Raw genomic sequence first — 19109 nt, 5'->3', positions numbered from 1 at the left:
CGCTTCCGCGCCGACTTACCGGCCGACGCTCGTTCGGAGATCTCCCGTATCGTTGACGGGGTCTTTGAGCGTCTTTTCCGCTGCGATATTTCCTTGATCGTCCAGCGCCTGAACCGTATAAGGCAGCTCTGCAAATTCGGGCAGCAGGACGAACCAAAATCTCTTGCCCGGTTCGTATTCGACGATATCCGCCGCGTATTTGCCCGGTTTCTCGCCACTGGTTTTCAGGATGACGCCAGCGACGGACGCATCGGTCAACTCCCCGACCACCAGCGGATAAGGACCGGGCACGCCTGGATACTTGCTAGGCATGGTCATATAATTCAGCAGCGAACGAACGCCTGCCTCCCCAGGTTCGCCATAGCCGATGCCGTAACCTCCACCCATGCCCCATTTCCAACCCAGCCACGTGCGGCGCACGAATTCAACCTGCAGCTCCGTACCGTTCGGCTGTATATTCCGTTTGATGAACAGCAGCACGCCCCCGTCTACGGCTTCGCGGTGAACGACCCGCATCGTATCGAAGCGCCGGAACTTCTCCACCGCTTCCTCCGGCGTCCGCCCGATCGGAATGTGCAGCGTGCTGCCGTTCAATCCCATCGCCTTCGACAGCCGCCGATCCGCGAAACCGCCAGGCGCTTCGTAAAAATAACCGATTCCCGCAGCCAGTATCATAACCGCAAGCGCCGCGACGACCCCGATCGCCCATCTGCGCCTCAAATGCTTGGCAGCAACTTCGCGTTGGCCCGCGTTCGCCAGTATGTCGGCCAACCTGCGCTCGCCAACCCTCCGCCGCTCGGTTATCGGCGTCTCCCTGAGCCGGTCGAACAGCGAGTCCCGCCTCAAATTCTCATCCGTGATCCGGCTGCCCATCGTTCTCTTCTCCTTTCATCCGTTCGGCTAGCATCGCTCTGCCCCTGTAGAGCCTGGACTTCACCGTACCCTCTGCGATACCGAGCAACCCGGCGATCTCGCTGTAAGACCATTCATAGTGAGCGAACAGAACGATCGGCTCGCGATACTTTCCCGGCAAGTCCCATACCGCTGCCCACACCTCGTTCGCCAATTCATTCCGCCAATATTCGTTCTCCGCCGAAGCGGCGCCATTGGCGTCAGGAATCAAACCGACGAGCGTCACTTTTCGCCAAAAAGCCGACTTCCGGTAATTAAACGCCGTATTGCGCGCGATCCGGAACAGCCAATTTTTAACCGGCCCGTCTCCCCGATAAGCATCGATCGCCCGCATCGCCCGCACGAACGTATCCTGCGCTATATCCTCCGCCAAGTGCTCCCGCCTCGTCAGAAACAACGCGTACTGCCACACGTCATGCCAATACTTGGCGATCAAATCGGCCATCTCATCCGCATCCAGTGCGACGCGATATTTGAGGTCGTTATCCTCGATGTCCGCCAAGCGCCTCGCCTCCCCTATGCCATAAAGACAACGCAGCTGCCGCGTTTGTTCCGTAAATTTCGTATTTTAACGATATCCCCTTCAGTCAGGTACATCTCGTGCTTCTGCCTATTTGAACGATATCCCCTTCGGTCAGGAACTTTTCGTGCTTCTGCCTATTTGAACGATATCCCCTTCGGTCAGGGACATGCCGCACTTCCGCTCATTTTAACGGTATCCCCTTCAATCAGGTAGCCAGTAACGAAACCTCGCAAAGATCAGACCGAGGGAACGAGTTCATCTCCACCTGAACGAAAGGGATATTGTTCAAAATAGTGGCGCGCCGATTGTCGCTTCCGCCCGCCTCTCCTGATCCAAGGGGATACCGTTAAAATGTGACTACGAGCTTGGACCGACGCCTTTCCTGAGCGAGAGGGATACCGTTCAAACCCTGCTAAGCGGATAACCCGGCCCGCTCCTGATCCAAGGGGATATCGTTCAAACGGCAAAACGGAGCCTTCCGCGCCAAAAAGCCATCCCCCGTCCCGGTAAGAACCCGGATAGAGGATGGCTGAACCTTAAGCATGGTCACACGGTCTGCGCGGTCTGCGGCTGCTCCGAGGCGGGTTCGCCCGCTTCCGGTTCGGCTTCGCCAGCCGGTCGGATCTCTACCGACAAGCTTCCGCCCGATGCTTCGACCGTCATGAGCGAACCCTCTGGCGCCGAGCCCGCGATCAGCGCTCTCGCTACCCGCGTCTCGAGATGACGCTGGATGAACCGCTTCAGCGGACGCGCGCCGTACACGGGATCGAAACCCTCCTTTGCGATAAACCGGACGGCTTCGTCCGTCAGCCGCAAGGCGACGCCGCGCTCGGACAGGCGTTCGGCCAGGCCGCGCGCCAGCTTGCGCACGATCGATTCAATCTCGCCAAGCGACAGCGGCTTGAACAGGACGATGTCGTCGACGCGGTTCAGGAACTCCGGCCGAAAGTGTCCGGTCAGCTCCTTCATGACGCGGTCGCGCACGGCCGGCGCGATGTCGCCGTTGTCGTCCACGCCCTGCAGCAGGTGCGGAGAGCCGATGTTCGACGTCATGATGACGATCGTGTTCTTAAAATCGACGACGCGTCCTTGCGAATCGGTGAGCCGGCCGTCGTCGAGCAGCTGCAGCAGGACGTTAAAGACGTCCGGATGCGCCTTCTCGACCTCGTCGAGCAGCACGACGGTGTACGGCTGCCTGCGTACGGCCTCGGTGAGCTGTCCGCCCTCTTCGTATCCCACGTATCCGGGAGGCGCGCCGACAAGACGGGACACGCTGTGCTTTTCCATATACTCGGACATGTCGATCCGGATCATGCCGTCTTCGCGGTCGAACAGCGTCGCCGCGAGCGCCTTGGCCAGCTCCGTCTTGCCGACGCCCGTCGGCCCCAGGAACAGGAAGGAGCCGATCGGCCGGTTCGGATCCTGAATGCCGGCACGCGCCCGCAGTACGGCGTCGGAAACGAGACCAACAGCCTCTTCCTGGCCTACGACGCGTTCGTGCAGCGTTTCTTCCAGCCGCAGCAGCTTGTCGCGCTCGCCCTCGACCAGACGCTTGACCGGGATTCCCGTCCAGCGCGAAACGATGTCGGCAATTTCTTCCTCGGTCACGGACTCACGCAGCAGGCGCGTCTCTCCTTCTTGCTCGGCCGCCTCCTCCGCCGCCTTGAGCTGGCGCTCCAGATCGGGGATAATGCCGTAGCTCAGCTCCGCCGAGCGGTTCAGGTCGTATTCCTCCTGCGCATCCGCCAAGTCCTTGCGCGCTTGCTCAAGCCGCTTTTGCAGATCGCGCACGCCCTGGATCGCGGCTTTTTCCTTTTCCCAACGCGCCATCATGCCCAGATGCTTCTCCTTGAGGTCCGCCAGCTCCCGCTGAAGCGACTCCAGCCGGCGCTTGCTCGCGTCGTCGGACTCCTTTTTGAGCGCGGCTTCTTCAATCTCCATCTGCATCATACGGCGCATGACCTCGTCCATCTCGCCGGGCATCGAGTCGATCTCCGTGCGGATCATCGCGCAGGCTTCGTCGACCAGGTCGATCGCCTTGTCAGGCAGGAAGCGGTCCGCGATATACCGGTTGGAGAGCGTACCTGCCGCTACAAGGGCGCTATCGTGAATTTTAACCCCGTGATGGAGCTCGAAGCGTTCTTTTAAGCCGCGCAAAATGGAGATCGTATCCTCGACGTTCGGCTCGCTGACGAGCACCTGCTGAAATCTGCGTTCGAGCGCGGGATCCTTTTCGATATACGTCCGGTACTCGTCGAGCGTGGTCGCGCCGATGCAGTGCAGCTCCCCGCGCGCCAGCATCGGCTTCAGCATGTTACCCGCGTCCATCGCGCCCTCGGTCTTGCCCGCGCCGACGATCGTATGCAGCTCGTCGATGAACAGGATGATCCGGCCGTCGCTCTCCTTCACTTCCTTCAGCACGGCTTGCAGCCGTTCCTCGAATTCACCGCGGTACTTCGCCCCGGCGACGAGCGCGCTCATGTCCAGCGAAAATACAGTCTTGTCCTTTAGCCCCTCAGGAACGTCCTTACGTACGATCCGCTGGGCCAAGCCTTCGACGATCGCAGTCTTGCCGACGCCCGGTTCGCCGATCAACACCGGGTTGTTCTTCGTCTTGCGGGAAAGAATGCGGATGACTCGGCGGATCTCTCCGTCCCGGCCGATGACCGGATCGACCTTGCCTGCCCGTACCTCGGCGACGAGGTCGCGCCCGTACTTTTCCAACACCTCGTACGTAGCTTCGGGTTCCCGGCTCGTCACGCGCTGATGGCCGCGAATCTCCTTGAGAACCGAGAGCAGCCGATCCCGCGTTAATCCGAAGCCGTCGAACAACTCGCGCACGTCGCGGTTGCCGTCCCTTGGCGCAGATGCCATCGCGAGTACCGCATGCTCAACCGCAACGTACTCGTCCGTCATCGCCGCGGCTTCTCGCTCCGCCTGCTCCAGCACGGACACGAGCGCGGGCGACGCGTACCGCTTGACCGAATCCGAACCGCCTACGCGCGGGCGCTTCATCAACCGTCCCATCGCTTGCCGATCCATCTCGGCCGGCTGAATGTCGGCCCGCTGTAGCAATCTCGGCAGCAGCCCGTCCTGCTGCTTCAGCAGCGCGGCGAGCAAGTGCAGCGAATCGATCTCCGGATGTCCGCTCGCGCCGGCCAGCGATTGCGCGCCTGCGACGGCTTCCTGCAGTTTTTGCGTATATTTGTTGAAGTCCATAAGCGTGTCTCCCCTTATCGGTTAAAATGGTGTCCCGCTTGCAGCGTATTCATGCCGGACATGCGTACGCTTGGCGGCATCAGCTTCTCGGGCGCGGCTTGATGCCCGCCTTGAAGCCGCTTCGCTCCGCGAGCTGGCGGTATAGCTCCCGCTCCTCCTGGCTCGGACTAGGCGGTATGGCAAGCGCGACGTCGAACAAAATGTCGCCGTATCCGCCGTCCTTGCGGCGCAGGCCTTTGGCGGGAATACGCAGCTGCTTGCCCGCAGGAAAGTCCGGCGGGATCCGAAGCTTGACCTGGCTGCCGTCCGGCAGCCGGACGATCGCTTCTCCGCCGAGCACGGCTTGCCACGGCGCAGCCTCCACCGTCGCGTGCAAATCCCCGTTTTCGCCGAGTCCGTACGAATCATTCGGCTCGACCGACAGCTCGATCAGCAGCTCGTCGCCTTCCTGCAAGCCGTTCGCCCCGTCTCCCTTGAGCCGGATGACCGTCCCGTCGGCCATCCGTTCGGGCACGCGCAGCGCGATGTCTTTGGTCCCGACCCGCACATTGACCTTGGCGCCCTGCCAAGCCTGCTCCAAGCTGACGTTCAACCGGGCATGCTGCGTTCGCGAGCTCGCGCCGAACGGATCGAAGCCCGACGCGCCCCAAGCGGATCCGGCTCCGAAACCCGTCGAACCGTCGCCGTATGCGCTGAAGCCTTCTTTATTTCCGAAGCCGCCGATTCCTCCGATTCCGCCTTGGCCGAAGAGCATCTCGTACAGCTCCTCTTCGGACAGTCCAGCCGCGCCTTGGCCGCCGCTCCAGCTCCATGCGCCGCCGTTCTGCGCGCCGCTTGGTCCGCCGCTGCCTCCTGTCCGCCCCGCATACTCTCGCCGCATCGACGCATAACGTTGTTCTTCTTCGTAAGCCTGCCTTTTATCGTCATGGCTCAGAATGTCGTAAGCCTCCGCGATCTCCTTGAACTTCGACTCCGCCTCGGGGGCTTTATTAACGTCGGGATGCCATTTCTTAGCCAGCTTCTGATAAGCCTTCTTGATCTCCTGCTTCGTAGCGTCCTTGCCGACGCCGAGCACCTCATACGGATTGCCGATCGTCATGGCGCATCTCCTCCCCCGGGCAGTCTCGTCTGACCTTTCTTGACCTTAATGCTATTATAGCCCCCGTCATGCGGATATGCCAAAGACGTTTTAGGGCGTTTATGGGCGTTTTTTATTAATAAAGGGCTGCTTTTCTCACTCAGAGGACCGTTTTTGACCTTTACTGATCTTTGTTGATGATTCCGGATCCTCGATTATCCTTACCACCAGCACACTTTTCGGACTCAGAAGCCGAGCCGTGTAAGACTATATACCGTGAAGCGCGACCTGGGCGCTAACGCCGGCTATTGTGTCACACCGATAATGGTTCTGTAGTCCGCAGCTTGCCGGCCTCAACCTTCGATACGACGCCAATATCCCCCTCGCCTGCGCGAAGGGGATATCGTTAAAATGTGCGTATGATGGATGTTACCTGCGCTTGCGTGCCTGCGTTTGCGCTCCTACGTTTTCCGGCAAGATGAGTCTATGCCTCGCTATTCTGCTGCGCTCGCTTGGCCCAGCTTGGCGAACAAATCCTTGAATATCGCGTCACGCTCGACATGCGTCACGTAACGGATCGGATGGCGGCCCTCCGCCTCGGCCCAGCGGCAATCGTCCGTCACGAGCGGACTCGGCACCAGCTCGCTTGGACACCACTCGGGCCGGACCAGCCAAGCGACCGCGGACAAGTCCCAAATGACGCGCGAGCGCCCGGTATGATCGTCCATGCATCCAAGATACGTCTCGTAAAGGTACTGTCCAAGCGGCCCTTTGTCTCGAACATGGTCCCGCAGCTCGGACAGCGTCGTCGTCAGGTGGGACACGACGCCCATGCAAGGCAGAAGCACCAGCGGAACGCCCGAGTTAAACACGACGCGCGTCGCGTGCAAATCCTGCTCGAGGTTGAACTCCCGCGTATTTTGCCAATGGAAGGCATGGCCCCCGAGCCAGACGAGTACGATCCGGTCCGCCAGGGCGGGTTCGAGCAGCAGCGCCGACGCGACGTTGGTAATCGCGCCGATGGCGACGACGTAGAGGGGATCTTCCTCCCCGCGCGCCATCGCCCGGCGAATCAGATCCCGGGCAGCCTCGCTCTCGACCGGCATATCCGGACCTGGCATATAAGTCGTGGATCCCCGGCATACCGGCAGCGTCTCCCTGCCTGCGAGCGACCGGATTTTCAGAATTTCCCGGTAACTCTTCTCCATCCCGTCCTCGGGTCCGTCGGACATCGTGTTGTGAAACGGAGCGGCATGAACGGCCTCGACCTCCACCGCCTCCGGCGAGTTCAGCGCGTAGATAAGCGCAAATTGGTCGTCGATCTCATTGTAAGTATCGGTATCCATTACGATCGACACCTTTTTACCGGGATGCGCCAGCCGGCTGACGCGGCGATCCTCCGCTGCTGATACGAACGGCTTAACCATGGTTCCGTATCTCCTTCTTATTCTTTTTGGCTGAACGCGTTGCAGCAAGCATGTTAATATAATAGTTAAATTATAAACAGGAAGCCGTTTGAATCGTATCCGGTTTCGGCCACTTTCTATAACGATCTGGCTGATCTTCAAGAGCAGAGGAGCATTGCCCATGTATGCACGTCTTGACTTCCTGTTCTCCATAGCTCACATGCCCGGGAACGACGTAACTTTGCATCGTCACGGTTGCTACGAGCTGGTTTATTATTTGAAAGGCAACGGAAAGACGCGCATCGGCGATGACGATTATGAATACCGCGAGGACGACTACGCGCTGATCCGGCCGGGAACGCCTCACGACGAGCGTCATGCCGCGCCGACCGAGGTGCTATGTCTCGGCTTTGCGCCGCTGCGGGAGTTTGCGCTTCCCGAGGGCGTCTTTTCCGATCAGCGATTTAAAGACGACGTGGACGATTACGCACCCGTTCTGCCGTTGCTGCTCGGGATGGTCAAGGAGATGAGGAATAAAGACGAGGACTACGCCGGCATGCTCGACCTGCTCGCCTCCCAGCTTGTCCTGATGCTGCGGCGGAGACTGGCCGGCGGCTCGCCGGCTTACGACGAGGATAAGTTCCGTTATGCGATTAATTATATGAACGAAAATTTTCATCAGCGAATCGACTTCGGCTCGCTCGCCGCCATGGCGGGCTACAGCCTCGATCGCTACCGCCATCTGTTCAAGGCCCATACAGGCGCGTCGCCCGGCCGTTATGTGCTCGGCAGGCGGATCGCGCACGCCCGGACGCTGCTCCGCGAGACGAGGCGCAGCATCTCCGGGATCGCCGCGGATTGCGGATTCGCGAGCGACTCGCAGTTCTGCAGCCTTTTCAAGCGCGAGACGGGCTGGAGCCCCGGCGCCTATCGCAAGGCCAGCCCGTAAAAGGCGCAAAAAAGAGCGCAGGGTCCCGGACCCATGCGCTCCTGCCGCAAAGACGCGATTATTTTTTTTGCCAGACGTCCCCGTACTCGGCATTCCGCTTGAACTGCACGAGCGCGTAAGAACATACCGGCACGATTTTCTTGCCCTCCGCGCGGGCCGCCTCGACGACTCTGTCCAGCATGCGCCGCGCGATGTCTCCGCCGCGGTAATCCGGAGAAACGTACGTATGATTCAGCAGCCAGGTATTCTCTCCGTCCGGCATGAACGTAATCTCCCCGATCTGCTCGCCGTTCTCTCGTACGACGAAGGCATTGCCTTCTTTATGAATGACGCCGATCTCGTCTTTTTTCTTCCAGCCCTTAAACGTATCCTTCGCCTCGGTCACGGTATCCTTCACGCTGCCGATCGTCTCTTGAACGTCGGACTTAATACTGTCTATATGCCCTTTCATGCTGTCCATTTCTTTCTTGATGCCCTCGATCGGACTGCTCATGGCATTCGCCTCCTCTAATCAGCCGCTATGGCATATACTACTATATACCCGCTTCGCCCCCGGTTATTCAGCGGCGGATGGTTGCAATGGCGTTCGGAGGAGAGCGGGCGGCATGCCGCCGTTTCGGCATTGTGCAATTCGGATAAAGACCATATAATATGAGCAAGTATTCATATGTTATAGCGCAAGCTAGGACGGAAGGGCTGACGGCAAATGGTTAAACGCAGCGAGAAGGGGACGGACGACCAGGTCGGAGGCGCGACGCGCCAAAAGGATTCGGGCAGTGCGCACGCACACTCGGACGCCTGCACGCACGACCGCGATCACGTTCACGGCGGCCACGACGAAGGCCATGCGCACGGACATCCGAGCGACCGTTCACACGGTCATTCGCATGGACACTCACATGGTCATGGAGGACATGGGCATAATCACGGCCATCACGGCCATCATCACGGGATCGGCGGGCACCATCATCACGGGCGCGAAGGCGACCGCAGAGGCCTGACGACCGCCCTCGCGATCACGGCGGGCATCATGGTGCTCGAGTTCGTCGGCGGACTGCTTACCGACAGCCTCGCGCTGCTGTCGGACTCGGGCCATATGCTGAGCGACACGAGCGCGCTGGCGCTGAGCCTGGCCGCCCTCTGGTTTGCCTCGCGGCCGGCCTCGGCCAAGCGAACCTACGGCTTTCACCGGTTCGAGATTCTCGCCGCGCTGTTCAACGGCGTCGCGCTGTTCGTCATCGCGGGCTTTATCGTCTATGAAGCGATCGGCAGGATGGCCTCGCCGCCGGAGGTCGCCGGCGGCCCGATGATGGCGATCGCCGCCGTCGGCCTCATCGCCAATCTGGCCAGCGCCTGGGCGCTCACGCGCCAAGGCGACGTGGAGCACAACGTCAACATGCGCAGCGCTTACCTCCACGTGCTCGGCGACGCGCTCGGTTCCGTCGGCGCGATCGCCGCGGGCATCCTCATGATGGCCTTCGGCTGGTACATCGCAGATCCGATCATCTCGATCGTCGTATCCGTCCTGATCCTGCGGAGCGCATGGCTCGTCATTACGCAGACGGTGCACGTACTGATGGAGGGCACCCCGGCCGGCATCGACCACGAAGAGGTGAAGTCGGCGCTGCTCACGCTTGATGGCGTCCGCGACGTGCACGACCTGCATATCTGGACGATCACCTCCGGCCTGGATTCCTTCAGCTGTCACATCCTCGTCGAGGACGGCGTCCAATGCCAGGACGTGCTGCAGCGCGCGATCACCCTGATCGAGGGCCGCTTCGGCATCAGCCACGCGACCATTCAGGTCGAGAGCGGCGCCATCCGGCACGGAGATATTCCCGTGTAGCCAAACGCACTAAAAAAATGGGAAGCTTGCGTCGGCTCGACGCGGCTTCCCATCTTTATTTGCGCTTGTTCAAGAAGCTGTTCTCCCTGCGCTTGCGCTCCTGCATCAGACGCTCCTGCTCGTAAACATGCGCGACCTCGCTCTTGATGCGCAGCGAGCAATCCGGGCACAGCTTGCCCTTGCGGATCGGCGCCTCGCACAAATCGCACGCGTCGGTCAGGTTCGGATAATCGTATACCTTCAGCCTGCCCTTGCGGATCCACGCGCGAATCAGCTCGGGGCGCTCGTCTACCCGTTCCGCCAGTTCTTCCGTGGTCAGCTTGCGGTTCGAGCGCAGCTCCTTTTCCATACGGTTCATCAACGCATCCTCGGCGGTCGCGCAAGCGGCGCACAGCTGCCTAAGATTAATTTGATAGATTCTGCCGCAGCCTGGGCAATGGTCCACACGCAATTCGGAAGTGATAAGTCATCCCTCGCCCGTCTTCCTGTAGTTACATTTATCATACCACAGGGACGGCGAACTTCACTAGATTGCCGATACGGGATACTGCTCGTCCGCCAGCGCGGCGGCCGCATCCGGCGACATCCCGGACAACATATCCATCAAGGCTTTGGCATTGGGCGTGGCGTCTCCCGCCGAATTGTTGTTGAACACGACGTACACGGTGTCCGTCTCCCGATCCAGCGCCAATAGGCGGTCCCGCCACTCGGCGAGCTCCTCCGCGTCATAGTGGTAAAGGTAACGGAGCTTGCGCCAATCCGGGCGCCCGCTCGCATGCCAGCCTCCCTCGTTGCGCCCGTGCAGCCGCACGTAGGTCATATCGCTCGTCGTGGCGACCGGCACGATCGGGATCGAACCCGTTCCTGCCTGAGGCTCGTCCACGATCGTATGGATCCAGCCTTCTTTTTTCATAAAGGCGATCGTCTTATCCTTGAACTCGGGGGAGTACCAGCTCCGGTTGCGCAGCTCCAGCGTGCATGGAACGTCTCCCATGTATGCCTTCGTCTTGCGCAGCAGGTCCACGTTCTCGCGGGTGCAATCGAACCACGGCGGATACTGGAACAATGCGGCCGCCAGCTTGCCGGCCTCGCGCATCGGCGCGATTGCCTCGTGGAACGCCTTATACATGGTTTCTTCATCGTCGAAGTAATTTTTCTTGCCGCGAAGATGTCCCGTCATTCCCTGATAGGCCTTGACGACAAACTTGAAGCCCTCCGGCGTGTCCGACGTCCACTTGGCCGTATTTTTAACGGACGGCACGGCATAGAACGAGCTGTCGATCTCCACGACGTCGAAATGCTTGCTGTATTCGCGGAGCCGTTCTCCGGACTTGAGCTTGCCGTACAGCTCCTCGTGATCGCCGAAGCCCGTCAGTCCGATTCGAATCATCGCTGCCGCCTCCTTTGCGCCAAAATTATCCTACGTCTATTTTACACACCGGAGCGGAGAATGAACGAACGACTTTGATTGCCGCTGAGCGCCCGCAGAAAAATAGACCGGCTCGCAAGGCATCCTGGGGATGCCCAAACCGGTCTTCATTTATTTTTCTGATTATTCTAAATAGACTATCTTTTTAACGCTAAGCTGTGATAGAATGCTGTTACAGGAAAGGAGGTGCGTCAACATTAGTTCCCATATGTTGAACGTATCCCTTACCCGGTCCAGTCTCTAATCCGGCTGGAGGCGCGGGATACGGTTCAATCAAGCAGCGCCGCTCGGGTACGAGAGACCGTCTTCGGACGGTCTCTTTGTTTTGTGTACCATGCGTATGAGCGCTGTCTTTATCCGCGCGCGGGCCGGCGATACGGCGCATGGACGCTGCCGGGCGCGATATCGGCGTCCAGATAGGCGCCCAGGCCGGCGATGCCCGCTTCTATCATCCGCCGGTGGTTGCGGACGAAGATCGGTCGCAAGAGCGGCGAGAGCGCCGACATCCATCGCCGTCTGGCCGCTAGCTCCATCAGGACGTGCACCTCCGTCGCGCGGCCCGCGCCGTGCAGCCGTACGACGGCTCGCCCCTCCAAGTCGCCCGTTACGCGCAGCGCGACTGCGGTCGGCGGCCGGCTCTCAGTGACTGACACGCCAAGCTTAAGGGTGTAAAACAGCCCCGAACGGAATTCGCCCGCGTAGCCGTTTCCCACGCCGTCGCCCGATGTGCCCGTGGCAATCCGCTTGATCTTGACGTTCGGCCACCAGCCGTCGTACCGGAAATCGCCGATCAGCGACCATAACCTCTCTTTCTCCCGACCCACGCGCCATACATGTTCGAACCGATAGATCGAATCGTCCATATGCACCTCCGGCTCGCGGTTGATATCAATGATATTTAACCACTTTAACCGGAGGTGACAGCCGCTTGCGGCAATCGGTCTGCGCTCAAGCTCGGGCACGCTTATTCCTGAAGCAGCTTAAGGCCTACGTTGCGCATGTTGGATTCTACCTTCAAGGCGATGGATGCCTGCTCGTATAAAGCGGCCCATTCCCCATATCGTCCCGGGGGCAGCGACGAGCGGTAACGGTTGCCGAAGCCGAAGACGTCCGAGCCCTTGGCTTGCGTCTTGGCGAACACGCCGATCGACCGCGCCTCAAGCAGCTTGTTCACTTCTTCTTCGATCCTCCGGCTCGATAGGGGCGAAGCGTGAGACGTGTCCATCAGCTTCATCGTAACGCGAATAAGAATATGGATATCCGGCTTCCCCCCTGCCCATCCCGTACGAATCTGAGCCTTCGACGTCTCGACCTTGACGTTGGCGCCTCCAGCCGTCTCGATCTCGAACGGCGTCATCCGGTTCGTGACGAGCTCGTAAATCAGCGTCTCCTCCGGCGTGAGCCAGCCGACCATCTTGTCGTCGACGAAATAGGCGTTGCCTTTCAGATTGAACTGGAAAGACTCGTCCTTGACGAGCAGCGGCACCAGGCTTTCCTGAAGGTGATTGTAATGCCGGCTGAACACTTCCCATAGCGCGACCTTGTTTTTTTGCGGCGTGCCGCCGGCATACCTCTCGAAAAAAAGCCGCGTATATACGCCCGATAGCTCTCCTGACGGGTTGGGCCGCTGGAAGAGCGGCTCCATGTCGCCTTCGATCAAGGTGAATATCGCGTTGATCGGCAGCATCCGGTCGCGCACGACAAAGTCAAGGCAGCCGTAAATCCCCTTGGCCTCTGCCAGCCTTCTTTCGACGAAGACGGCTCTCGTTTGCGACAAATCCAAATATTTAGGCATCCGCGCCCGCAGCCGGTCCAAAGCGTCGGAGGCGGTCTTGCCCCGCTCGCTGGCGGACAAAAAGTCCTTATTGCCGCTCCCGATGCCCAATTGAGAATGAGGAAGCGGGAATCTCACCCATATTTTTACGCCCTTCTCGTCAACCATCGAGATGCCCAGTGCCGCGACCAGCATGCGGTTGTCGATATCCCGGATATCCCAGCAGCCCTGGAGCAGCGCCAACGGTAACAGCATGCCGAGCACGGCCAGCCAACGCCTTCGCATTTTTCGCCCCCTCATGCGCTATGCCGCCTTCCGCTCGCCAGACGGCGCCACAGCCATACGACGGGAGGAAACAGCACGAGGTAAATCCGAACGGGCGTATCGGCCCAGATCCCTTTCTCGATCCATCCCCACGAAGGAATGAGCTGAGCGGAAATATAAGTACCTGCGCCGACGGCGACATACGCGAAGCGGGCGGGCAGAAACGGCATCAGCGCCCGAAGCGCGGCGACCAGGCTATGCATCATCAGGCTGAGCGTCAGGATGACGAGCAGGATGACCGCCGAGAGGAACACGGCCGTCAGGTTCTCGACCACCAGCCAGTAATGGCTGACGGAGTCCATCTTGGAGAGGAAAGGAAAGGTCAACGCCTTGGCAAATCCGACGCCGAACGTCAGGACGGGGAAATAGATCGCGGCGGCGATCGCCGGCAAAAAGCAAAAGGCCGCCGCCGCGTAAGGGCGCCAGAGCCTGCCGGGGACTTGCGCATATTGGCCGCAAGAGCACAAGTACAGGAAGCCGATCCACACGAACGAGGATTTATAAAACGACCGGCTGCCCCAGTACGACAGGTCGGTCGGCCGCCAAGGCTCGCGCAGCGCGAAGTCGAGGTCGCTGAACCCGAGCAGCGTGATTCCAATCGTCACGGGAATGCCGACCATGACGAATACGGCTGCTGCCCGCACGATGGAGGCCACCCCTCCCGCGGCTAGCAGCATTGCGATCGGTATGGTGCAATGCAGGATCCAGAGCGGCGTCGAATGCAGAATCGTCATCGACACGATCTCGGCATGCGCGCGGGCGATCATCGTCATGGCCCGCCAGATGTACCAGCCGTACGGAAGCGCGAAAAGCAGCAGACCCGGCCAACCCAGCACGCGTTTTATGGCTGCAAAGGCGTCGAGTCCGGGATATTGCGCCATGAGGCCGGAGAACAGCCTCGCACCGAGGATGCCCGCCAGCAGTCCGGTCACGATCGGCATCCAGTAGCTGCCCCCGTCGGTATGCAGAATCAGATACGGATACAGGAAATAGGACGTCGCGCCGAATACCGCCAGCTGCATGATGAAGTATTGGGCGTCGGACAACTTTATCGCCGAATTCGTATCGTTCATCCCCGCCGTTCCCTCGACCGCACCGGCCTTTTGAACCATGAGAGCCACGTTCTAGAATACACGCGGGCACGCGGCCCGGCCGGGGAAAGATAGGAAACGCCGAACGACTCCAGGCGGGACAGAAAAACGACCATGATCGCAAAGCACAGAACGAGACCGAGGATGCCGAGCACGCCGGCGCCGAGGAGCACGAAGTACTTCAGCACGCGGAGGACCAGGCCCATCTGGTAGTCTACGACGATGAAGTTCGTCAGCGCCGTCGTTGCCGCGACGATCACGAGCAAATTGCTGACGATGTTGGCCTGAATGATCGCCTGTCCCAGCACGACGCCGCCGACCATCGTGACGGTGGCGCCGATCGTTCGCGGCAGACGGACGCCCGCCTCTACGATGCAATCCAGCAGGAAGAGAATGAGCAGCGTCTCCACGAGCACCGGATACGGCACGCCTTCCCGGCTTCCCGCGGCAGCCAGACTGATCTCCAGCCGGTTCACGTCGATGTTGACGGACGTGATCGCCACGTAGAAGCCCGGCAAAAACAAATTGATCATTAACGCCATAAAACGGAGCGTCCGTAAAAACACGGCGATAAACGGCATTAAATACCGGTCCTCGGCCGCCGCCCAAAAATCGGTGAAAGCCCCGGGCGCCACGATGGCCAGCGGCGTGCCGTCGAGCACGATCGCGATCTTCCCGTCAATCAGCGCGCCGGCCACCCGGTCCGGCCGCTCCGTCGTCACGGCGAGCGGGAACAGCAGAGACTTACCGCCGAGCAGGCGCAGCAGCTGGCCCGTATCCTGAATGCCGTCGGCCTCGATCCGCGCGAACCGATCCTTCACCCGTTCCACCAGCCCCGGGTCCGCGGCGCCCTGCATGTAAAAAATGCCCGCCGTAGTGGAGGTCACGCGGCCGATCGTCGTCTCCCACAGCTTGAGCTTCGGCGATCGCATGCGTTGGCGCAGCAGGGCGACGTTGGTGCGGTACGATTCGTTGAACGCGTACATCGGACCCTGGATCACGTTTTCGGTCAGCGGCTGGCTGACGTTGCGCTGCTGCCAGTCCGCGGTCTCCAATATAATGCCGGACGCCGACGCCGTCGTGCATAGGACGGTGTCTCCGCGGCATAGCGCCTCCACGCAGGCAGCAAGTTCGCCCTCCGCGAACTTGGTGCCCACATACCGCTCCACGAGAGACGCGTCCGCCTGATCGAATGACGGGTCCAGCGAGAACAAGAGATGCTCCGATCCGACCAGCGTAGACAGATAGCACAAATAAAGCTCATCCGACGCCGCTTCCCCCAGGCGCACCGCCTCGAAGTCCGCCATGCCGTCGAACGAGCCGCGCAAGCCTGCGAGCAGCCCTGCCCCTGGAACGGGCTGCAGCGCATGCCATATCGTCCGTTTTCGGTGACCGCCCATAATCAGCCCTCCCTTGCGGGTCGAGAGCCGCAAGTTTTCCTTCATTATTCCGGAAGGAGGGCCTAATTATTCCGCTTGTTTGAGCGTCTAAACGATTCTCCGCGCGCAGCGAGCCTTCTAAGCGTCGGGGCCTTTGAACGATGCCGCCTCCAGCGGCAGCTCGAAGAAGAAGCGCGTGCCTTCCCCGACCGCCGACGTCACGGATATCGTGCCGCCCATCATTTCGACGAGATCCTTGCAGATCGCGAGGCCGAGGCCCGTGCCTTCGTGCCGCTTGGCGCGTCCGTTCTTCGCCTGGTAGAAAGGCTGGAACAAATGCTCCAGCTCTTCGCCCGGAATGCCGATGCCCGTGTCCCGGACCTCGAAACGAACGTGCCTGCCGGCCTCCGCTCCCCCGCTGCCGGCAGAATGCACCGCGACCTCGATCCCGCCTTTGGCCGTGAATTTTACCGCGTTGCCGACCAGGTTGATCAGCACCTGGCAGATCCGCTGCTCGTCCCCGAGCACCGCGTCGGTCAAGTTGTCGTCAACCGCGCACGCGAGCTCCAGCCCCTTTTGCTTGCACTGGGTTTGAAAAAGCATCGCCGTATCCCGCACGAGCCCCTTCAAGCTGAACGGCGCGATCGACAGCTGCATCTTGCCGGCTTCGAGCTTGGAGTAATCCAGCACGTCGTTGATCGTCGACAGCAGCAGCGCGCCGCTGCCATGGATAACCTGCACGAACTCGTGCTGCTCCTCGCTGAGCTCGGTCTCGAGCAGAATCGCGCTCATGCCGATCACGCCGTTAAGCGGCGTGCGGATCTCGTGGCTCATCACGGCGAGGAAGTCGCTCTTGACCCGCAGCGCTTCCTCCGCGTCCCGCTTGGCGGCCAGCAGCTCGCGCTCCGTTATGATGCTGTTCGTGATGTCTTTGGCTATCGTATAAACGTCCTGCACCCGGCCGTTCTCTACCCAGGGCACCATCGTGCAGCTCAGATGAAGCAGATGTCCCGCCTTGTGGCGAACCGTCACCTGGACCGTGCCCGATTCGCCCCGAAGCGCTGCCATGAAGCAAGCCTTGAGCTGCTCCAACTCGTCTGGATTCACCATCTCGTTGTGGAACCTGCTCGGAAGCTCGGAAGCCGCGTATCCCATAACCCGCTCTGCGGCGGGATTGGCCCTGAGGATGCGTCCGCCCGAATCGTACAGGCAGACCATATCCGGATGATGCTCGAAAATCGAATCGTATCTGCGTTTGTTGGAGTCGGCGATCCGAAGAGCAAGCCGCTTGTCCAGAATCTGGCTCGCCGTAACGAGCGCGAGGATGAAGAGCATCGAGCCGCCGATGACGGCGGCCAGCAGGGCGTTCCCCGTCTGCATCCGCTCCGCCGTCTCGTGCGCATGCGCTGCTTCGGCTGCCGTTCCCGTGAACGAGACGGCCGCCATCGCGGTGTAGTGCATGCCCGCGATCGCAGCGCCGAGCAAGAGGGAGAGCAGCATCTTGGCGCTCTGGCTGGCGGCCCGCCCTTTGCGCTGGTTCGCATGGGACAGCTTGAGTGCGGCAAAGGATACGGCGAACGCGATGACGACGGATGCCGCGACCAGCAGCCAATCGTAGCGCTGGTCATAGGGCAAGCGAATCGCGGCCATGCCGCTGTAATGCATGCCGACGATCGCCACGCAGAGCCAGAAGCTGCCGATCGCCATCGAGAGATTGCTCGCCAGATTGCGGGACATCATCCGAAAAGCCGCATACGCAGCCAATACGGGCAATAGAATGGAGACCGCGAGCCATCCCGGGTGGTAATGAATATTCACGGGAAGATGATAGGCCAGCATGCCGATAAAGTGCATCGACCATATGCCGAACCCCATGGCCGTCGAGCCGAGCAGCAGCCATAAGTCGCGGTAAGCTCCCCGCAGCGTCAGGACGCGCTCGTAGACAAGCAGGGAACAATAGGAGGACAATACTGAAATGAGCACCGATAAAACGACCAGAGGCGTATAATAGGTGCCATGGAGCTCTGTCATCGGAAGTCCTTCCCGGGCTGCGCACCTTCATTGGCCCATTTATGGTAGATGAACTTGTAGATAGAGCCTAATATTACTATTTTCAGTCTAGCATACGACAGCGTTTTCAAAAGGAATGGCAAATCCTATTTTTCCGACCTCCGTCGACAATCTATTTCTAAGTATATAGGATGATACTCACCTGCGGAAAGACCTACTTTGCATGAAAGGGCGCGGGACGACGTGGGACGCATGGGATGGCGGGCAACGCATGGGATGGCGGGCAACGCATGGGATGGCGGGCAACGCATGGGATGGCGCGGAACGCAAGATTGGCGCGGGACGGCATGCTGCGGCGAGCCGCCGGCCTGTGCTACAATACTGGAATCGAGAATGCCCTTCAATACGGGCAAGCGGGAAGGTTGATCGAACCATGCTGATTATCGGCATCGCCGGAGGCACGGGCTCCGGCAAGACGACGGTCGCGCGTTCCGTCATCGAGCGTCTTGGCGCCGGCAAAGTCACGTTTATTTCGCAGGACAGCTACTATATGGACTATCCGTATTTGAGCATGGAAGAGCGCGCCAGGATGAATTACGATCATCCGCTCATGTTCGATAACGACCTGCTCGTCGAGCATCTGGGCATGCTGAAGACGGGACGCACGGCCTATGCGCCGGTATACGACTTTGGCTTCTACGGCAGGTCCGCCGACGAGCGGGAGGCGCTGCTCCCCAATCCGATCGTCATTCTCGAAGGGCTTCACGTGCTGTACGAGGAAAAGCTGCGGGAGCTGCTCGACATCAAGGTATTCGTCGACACGGATCCCGACGTGCGCATCCTGCGGCGGGTCGTGCGCGACATCGAGGAGCGCGGGCGGACGATCCAATCGGTGTACCGCCAGTATATGGAGACGGTCAAGCCGATGCACGAGGCGTTCATCGAGCCTTCCAAGAAGTACGCGGACCTGATCCTGCCCGAAGGCGGGCACAACCAGGTCGGCATCGAATTGCTCACGGTGCTGACGGAGAAATATCTGGACGGCGCGCCGCGCCGGTCTTGAACCTTGCGGGACGCATAGCCCTGTCGCCTGTATTGGCGCAAAGCGAAAACAGCCCCTCGCCTGAAGTCGCTCCTGAGCGAACGGAACTCGTTCGCTTGGACGTGCT

16 protein-coding genes are annotated in these 19109 nt (G+C 60.2%); 3 read left to right on the top strand and 13 right to left on the bottom strand.

The window, feature by feature from the left end; genetic code table 11:
• Window positions 1–15: 15 nt before the first annotated feature.
• The 5 genes from ACFOTD_RS09365 to ACFOTD_RS09345 form a co-directional block, all read right to left on the bottom strand.
• Window positions 16–873: a hypothetical protein gene (locus tag ACFOTD_RS09365; protein ID WP_378117958.1), complete on the bottom strand. Its 858-nt coding sequence runs from the start codon at window positions 871–873 to the stop codon at window positions 16–18.
• Complete coding sequence (locus ACFOTD_RS09360; RefSeq protein WP_378117956.1) at window positions 851–1414, bottom strand: RNA polymerase sigma factor; 564 nt, start codon at window positions 1412–1414, stop codon at window positions 851–853. The genes ACFOTD_RS09365 and ACFOTD_RS09360 overlap by 23 nt, the downstream gene beginning before the upstream one ends.
• A 567-nt stretch (window positions 1415–1981) precedes the next feature.
• Complete coding sequence (gene clpB, locus ACFOTD_RS09355) at window positions 1982–4654, bottom strand: ATP-dependent chaperone ClpB (RefSeq protein ID WP_378117954.1); 2673 nt, start codon at window positions 4652–4654, stop codon at window positions 1982–1984.
• Between the two features lie 79 nt (window positions 4655–4733).
• Entirely contained in the window at window positions 4734–5753 is a 1020-nt protein-coding gene (locus ACFOTD_RS09350) for a DnaJ domain-containing protein (protein WP_378117952.1), read from the bottom strand.
• A gap of 473 nt (window positions 5754–6226) precedes the next feature.
• Entirely contained in the window at window positions 6227–7159 is a 933-nt protein-coding gene (locus tag ACFOTD_RS09345; protein ID WP_378117950.1) for a nucleoside hydrolase, read from the bottom strand.
• A gap of 160 nt (window positions 7160–7319) precedes the next feature.
• On the opposite strand from ACFOTD_RS09345, the gene ACFOTD_RS09340 reads away from it, so the two are divergent.
• Window positions 7320–8087 (top strand): helix-turn-helix domain-containing protein, encoded by a 768-nt coding sequence (locus ACFOTD_RS09340; protein WP_378117948.1) that lies wholly within the window; start codon window positions 7320–7322, stop codon window positions 8085–8087.
• A gap of 58 nt (window positions 8088–8145) precedes the next feature.
• Here ACFOTD_RS09340 and ACFOTD_RS09335 read toward each other — a convergent pair whose 3' ends face one another.
• Entirely contained in the window at window positions 8146–8580 is a 435-nt protein-coding gene (locus tag ACFOTD_RS09335; RefSeq protein ID WP_378117946.1) for a GNAT family N-acetyltransferase, read from the bottom strand.
• Window positions 8581–8793: 213 nt separating this feature from the next.
• On the opposite strand from ACFOTD_RS09335, the gene ACFOTD_RS09330 reads away from it, so the two are divergent.
• Entirely contained in the window at window positions 8794–9933 is a 1140-nt protein-coding gene (locus ACFOTD_RS09330; RefSeq protein WP_378117944.1) for a cation diffusion facilitator family transporter, read from the top strand.
• 55 nt (window positions 9934–9988) lie between these two features.
• Here the strand turns inward: ACFOTD_RS09330 and ACFOTD_RS09325 are convergent, their stop codons facing one another.
• From ACFOTD_RS09325 to ACFOTD_RS09295, 7 genes are all read right to left on the bottom strand, one after another.
• Window positions 9989–10291 (bottom strand): hypothetical protein, encoded by a 303-nt coding sequence (locus tag ACFOTD_RS09325; RefSeq protein ID WP_378117942.1) that lies wholly within the window; start codon window positions 10289–10291, stop codon window positions 9989–9991.
• Window positions 10292–10459: 168 nt separating this feature from the next.
• Window positions 10460–11323, bottom strand: coding sequence for a DUF72 domain-containing protein (locus ACFOTD_RS09320; protein WP_378117940.1), 864 nt, complete (start codon window positions 11321–11323; stop codon window positions 10460–10462).
• A gap of 392 nt (window positions 11324–11715) precedes the next feature.
• Entirely contained in the window at window positions 11716–12225 is a 510-nt protein-coding gene (locus ACFOTD_RS09315) for an SRPBCC family protein (protein ID WP_378117938.1), read from the bottom strand.
• A 101-nt stretch (window positions 12226–12326) separates the two neighbouring features.
• Complete coding sequence (locus ACFOTD_RS09310) at window positions 12327–13421, bottom strand: Ger(x)C family spore germination protein (protein ID WP_378117936.1); 1095 nt, start codon at window positions 13419–13421, stop codon at window positions 12327–12329.
• 11 nt (window positions 13422–13432) lie between these two features.
• Window positions 13433–14572, bottom strand: coding sequence for a GerAB/ArcD/ProY family transporter (locus ACFOTD_RS09305; RefSeq protein ID WP_378117934.1), 1140 nt, complete (start codon window positions 14570–14572; stop codon window positions 13433–13435).
• Window positions 14530–15951: a spore germination protein gene (locus ACFOTD_RS09300; protein WP_378117932.1), complete on the bottom strand. Its 1422-nt coding sequence runs from the start codon at window positions 15949–15951 to the stop codon at window positions 14530–14532. Before ACFOTD_RS09300 ends, ACFOTD_RS09305 begins: the two co-directional genes overlap by 43 nt.
• Window positions 15952–16068: 117 nt before the next feature.
• Window positions 16069–17961 carry a sensor histidine kinase gene (locus tag ACFOTD_RS09295; protein ID WP_378117930.1) on the bottom strand — a complete coding sequence of 631 codons (1893 nt, stop codon included), beginning with the start codon at window positions 17959–17961 and terminating at the stop codon, window positions 16069–16071.
• A gap of 412 nt (window positions 17962–18373) precedes the next feature.
• Between ACFOTD_RS09295 and udk the strand changes: the two genes are divergently transcribed.
• The gene (udk, locus tag ACFOTD_RS09290) at window positions 18374–19003 is read left to right on the top strand and encodes a uridine kinase (RefSeq protein ID WP_378117929.1); all 630 of its coding nucleotides are present in this window, start codon (window positions 18374–18376) and stop codon (window positions 19001–19003) included.
• The last annotated feature ends 106 nt before the right edge of the window (window positions 19004–19109 follow it).

The sequence above is a fragment of the Cohnella sp. GCM10012308 genome (assembly GCF_042649185.1).
GTDB lineage: Bacteria > Bacillota > Bacilli > Paenibacillales > Paenibacillaceae > Cohnella.
Note: the sequence above shows the minus strand (reverse complement) of the source record. Positions and strands in the feature narration are given on the sequence as shown.

What these genes read in the sequence shown, in the direction of transcription:
- ACFOTD_RS09365 (WP_378117958.1), bottom strand. Translation starts at nt 873, where the DNA reads ATGGGCAGCCGGATCACGGATGAGAATTTGAGGCGGGACTCGCTGTTC.
- clpB (WP_378117954.1), bottom strand. Translation starts at nt 4,654, where the DNA reads ATGGACTTCAACAAATATACGCAAAAACTGCAGGAAGCCGTCGCAGGC.
- ACFOTD_RS09350 (WP_378117952.1), bottom strand. Translation starts at nt 5,753, where the DNA reads ATGACGATCGGCAATCCGTATGAGGTGCTCGGCGTCGGCAAGGACGCT.
- ACFOTD_RS09345 (WP_378117950.1), bottom strand. Translation starts at nt 7,159, where the DNA reads ATGGTTAAGCCGTTCGTATCAGCAGCGGAGGATCGCCGCGTCAGCCGG.
- ACFOTD_RS09340 (WP_378117948.1), top strand. Translation starts at nt 7,320, where the DNA reads ATGTATGCACGTCTTGACTTCCTGTTCTCCATAGCTCACATGCCCGGG.
- ACFOTD_RS09335 (WP_378117946.1), bottom strand. Translation starts at nt 8,580, where the DNA reads ATGAGCAGTCCGATCGAGGGCATCAAGAAAGAAATGGACAGCATGAAA.
- ACFOTD_RS09330 (WP_378117944.1), top strand. Translation starts at nt 8,794, where the DNA reads ATGGTTAAACGCAGCGAGAAGGGGACGGACGACCAGGTCGGAGGCGCG.
- ACFOTD_RS09325 (WP_378117942.1), bottom strand. Translation starts at nt 10,291, where the DNA reads ATGAACCGTATGGAAAAGGAGCTGCGCTCGAACCGCAAGCTGACCACG.
- ACFOTD_RS09320 (WP_378117940.1), bottom strand. Translation starts at nt 11,323, where the DNA reads ATGATTCGAATCGGACTGACGGGCTTCGGCGATCACGAGGAGCTGTAC.
- ACFOTD_RS09315 (WP_378117938.1), bottom strand. Translation starts at nt 12,225, where the DNA reads ATGGACGATTCGATCTATCGGTTCGAACATGTATGGCGCGTGGGTCGG.
- ACFOTD_RS09310 (WP_378117936.1), bottom strand. Translation starts at nt 13,421, where the DNA reads ATGCGAAGGCGTTGGCTGGCCGTGCTCGGCATGCTGTTACCGTTGGCG.
- ACFOTD_RS09305 (WP_378117934.1), bottom strand. Translation starts at nt 14,572, where the DNA reads ATGGTTCAAAAGGCCGGTGCGGTCGAGGGAACGGCGGGGATGAACGAT.
- ACFOTD_RS09300 (WP_378117932.1), bottom strand. Translation starts at nt 15,951, where the DNA reads ATGGGCGGTCACCGAAAACGGACGATATGGCATGCGCTGCAGCCCGTT.
- ACFOTD_RS09295 (WP_378117930.1), bottom strand. Translation starts at nt 17,961, where the DNA reads ATGACAGAGCTCCATGGCACCTATTATACGCCTCTGGTCGTTTTATCG.
- udk (WP_378117929.1), top strand. Translation starts at nt 18,374, where the DNA reads ATGCTGATTATCGGCATCGCCGGAGGCACGGGCTCCGGCAAGACGACG.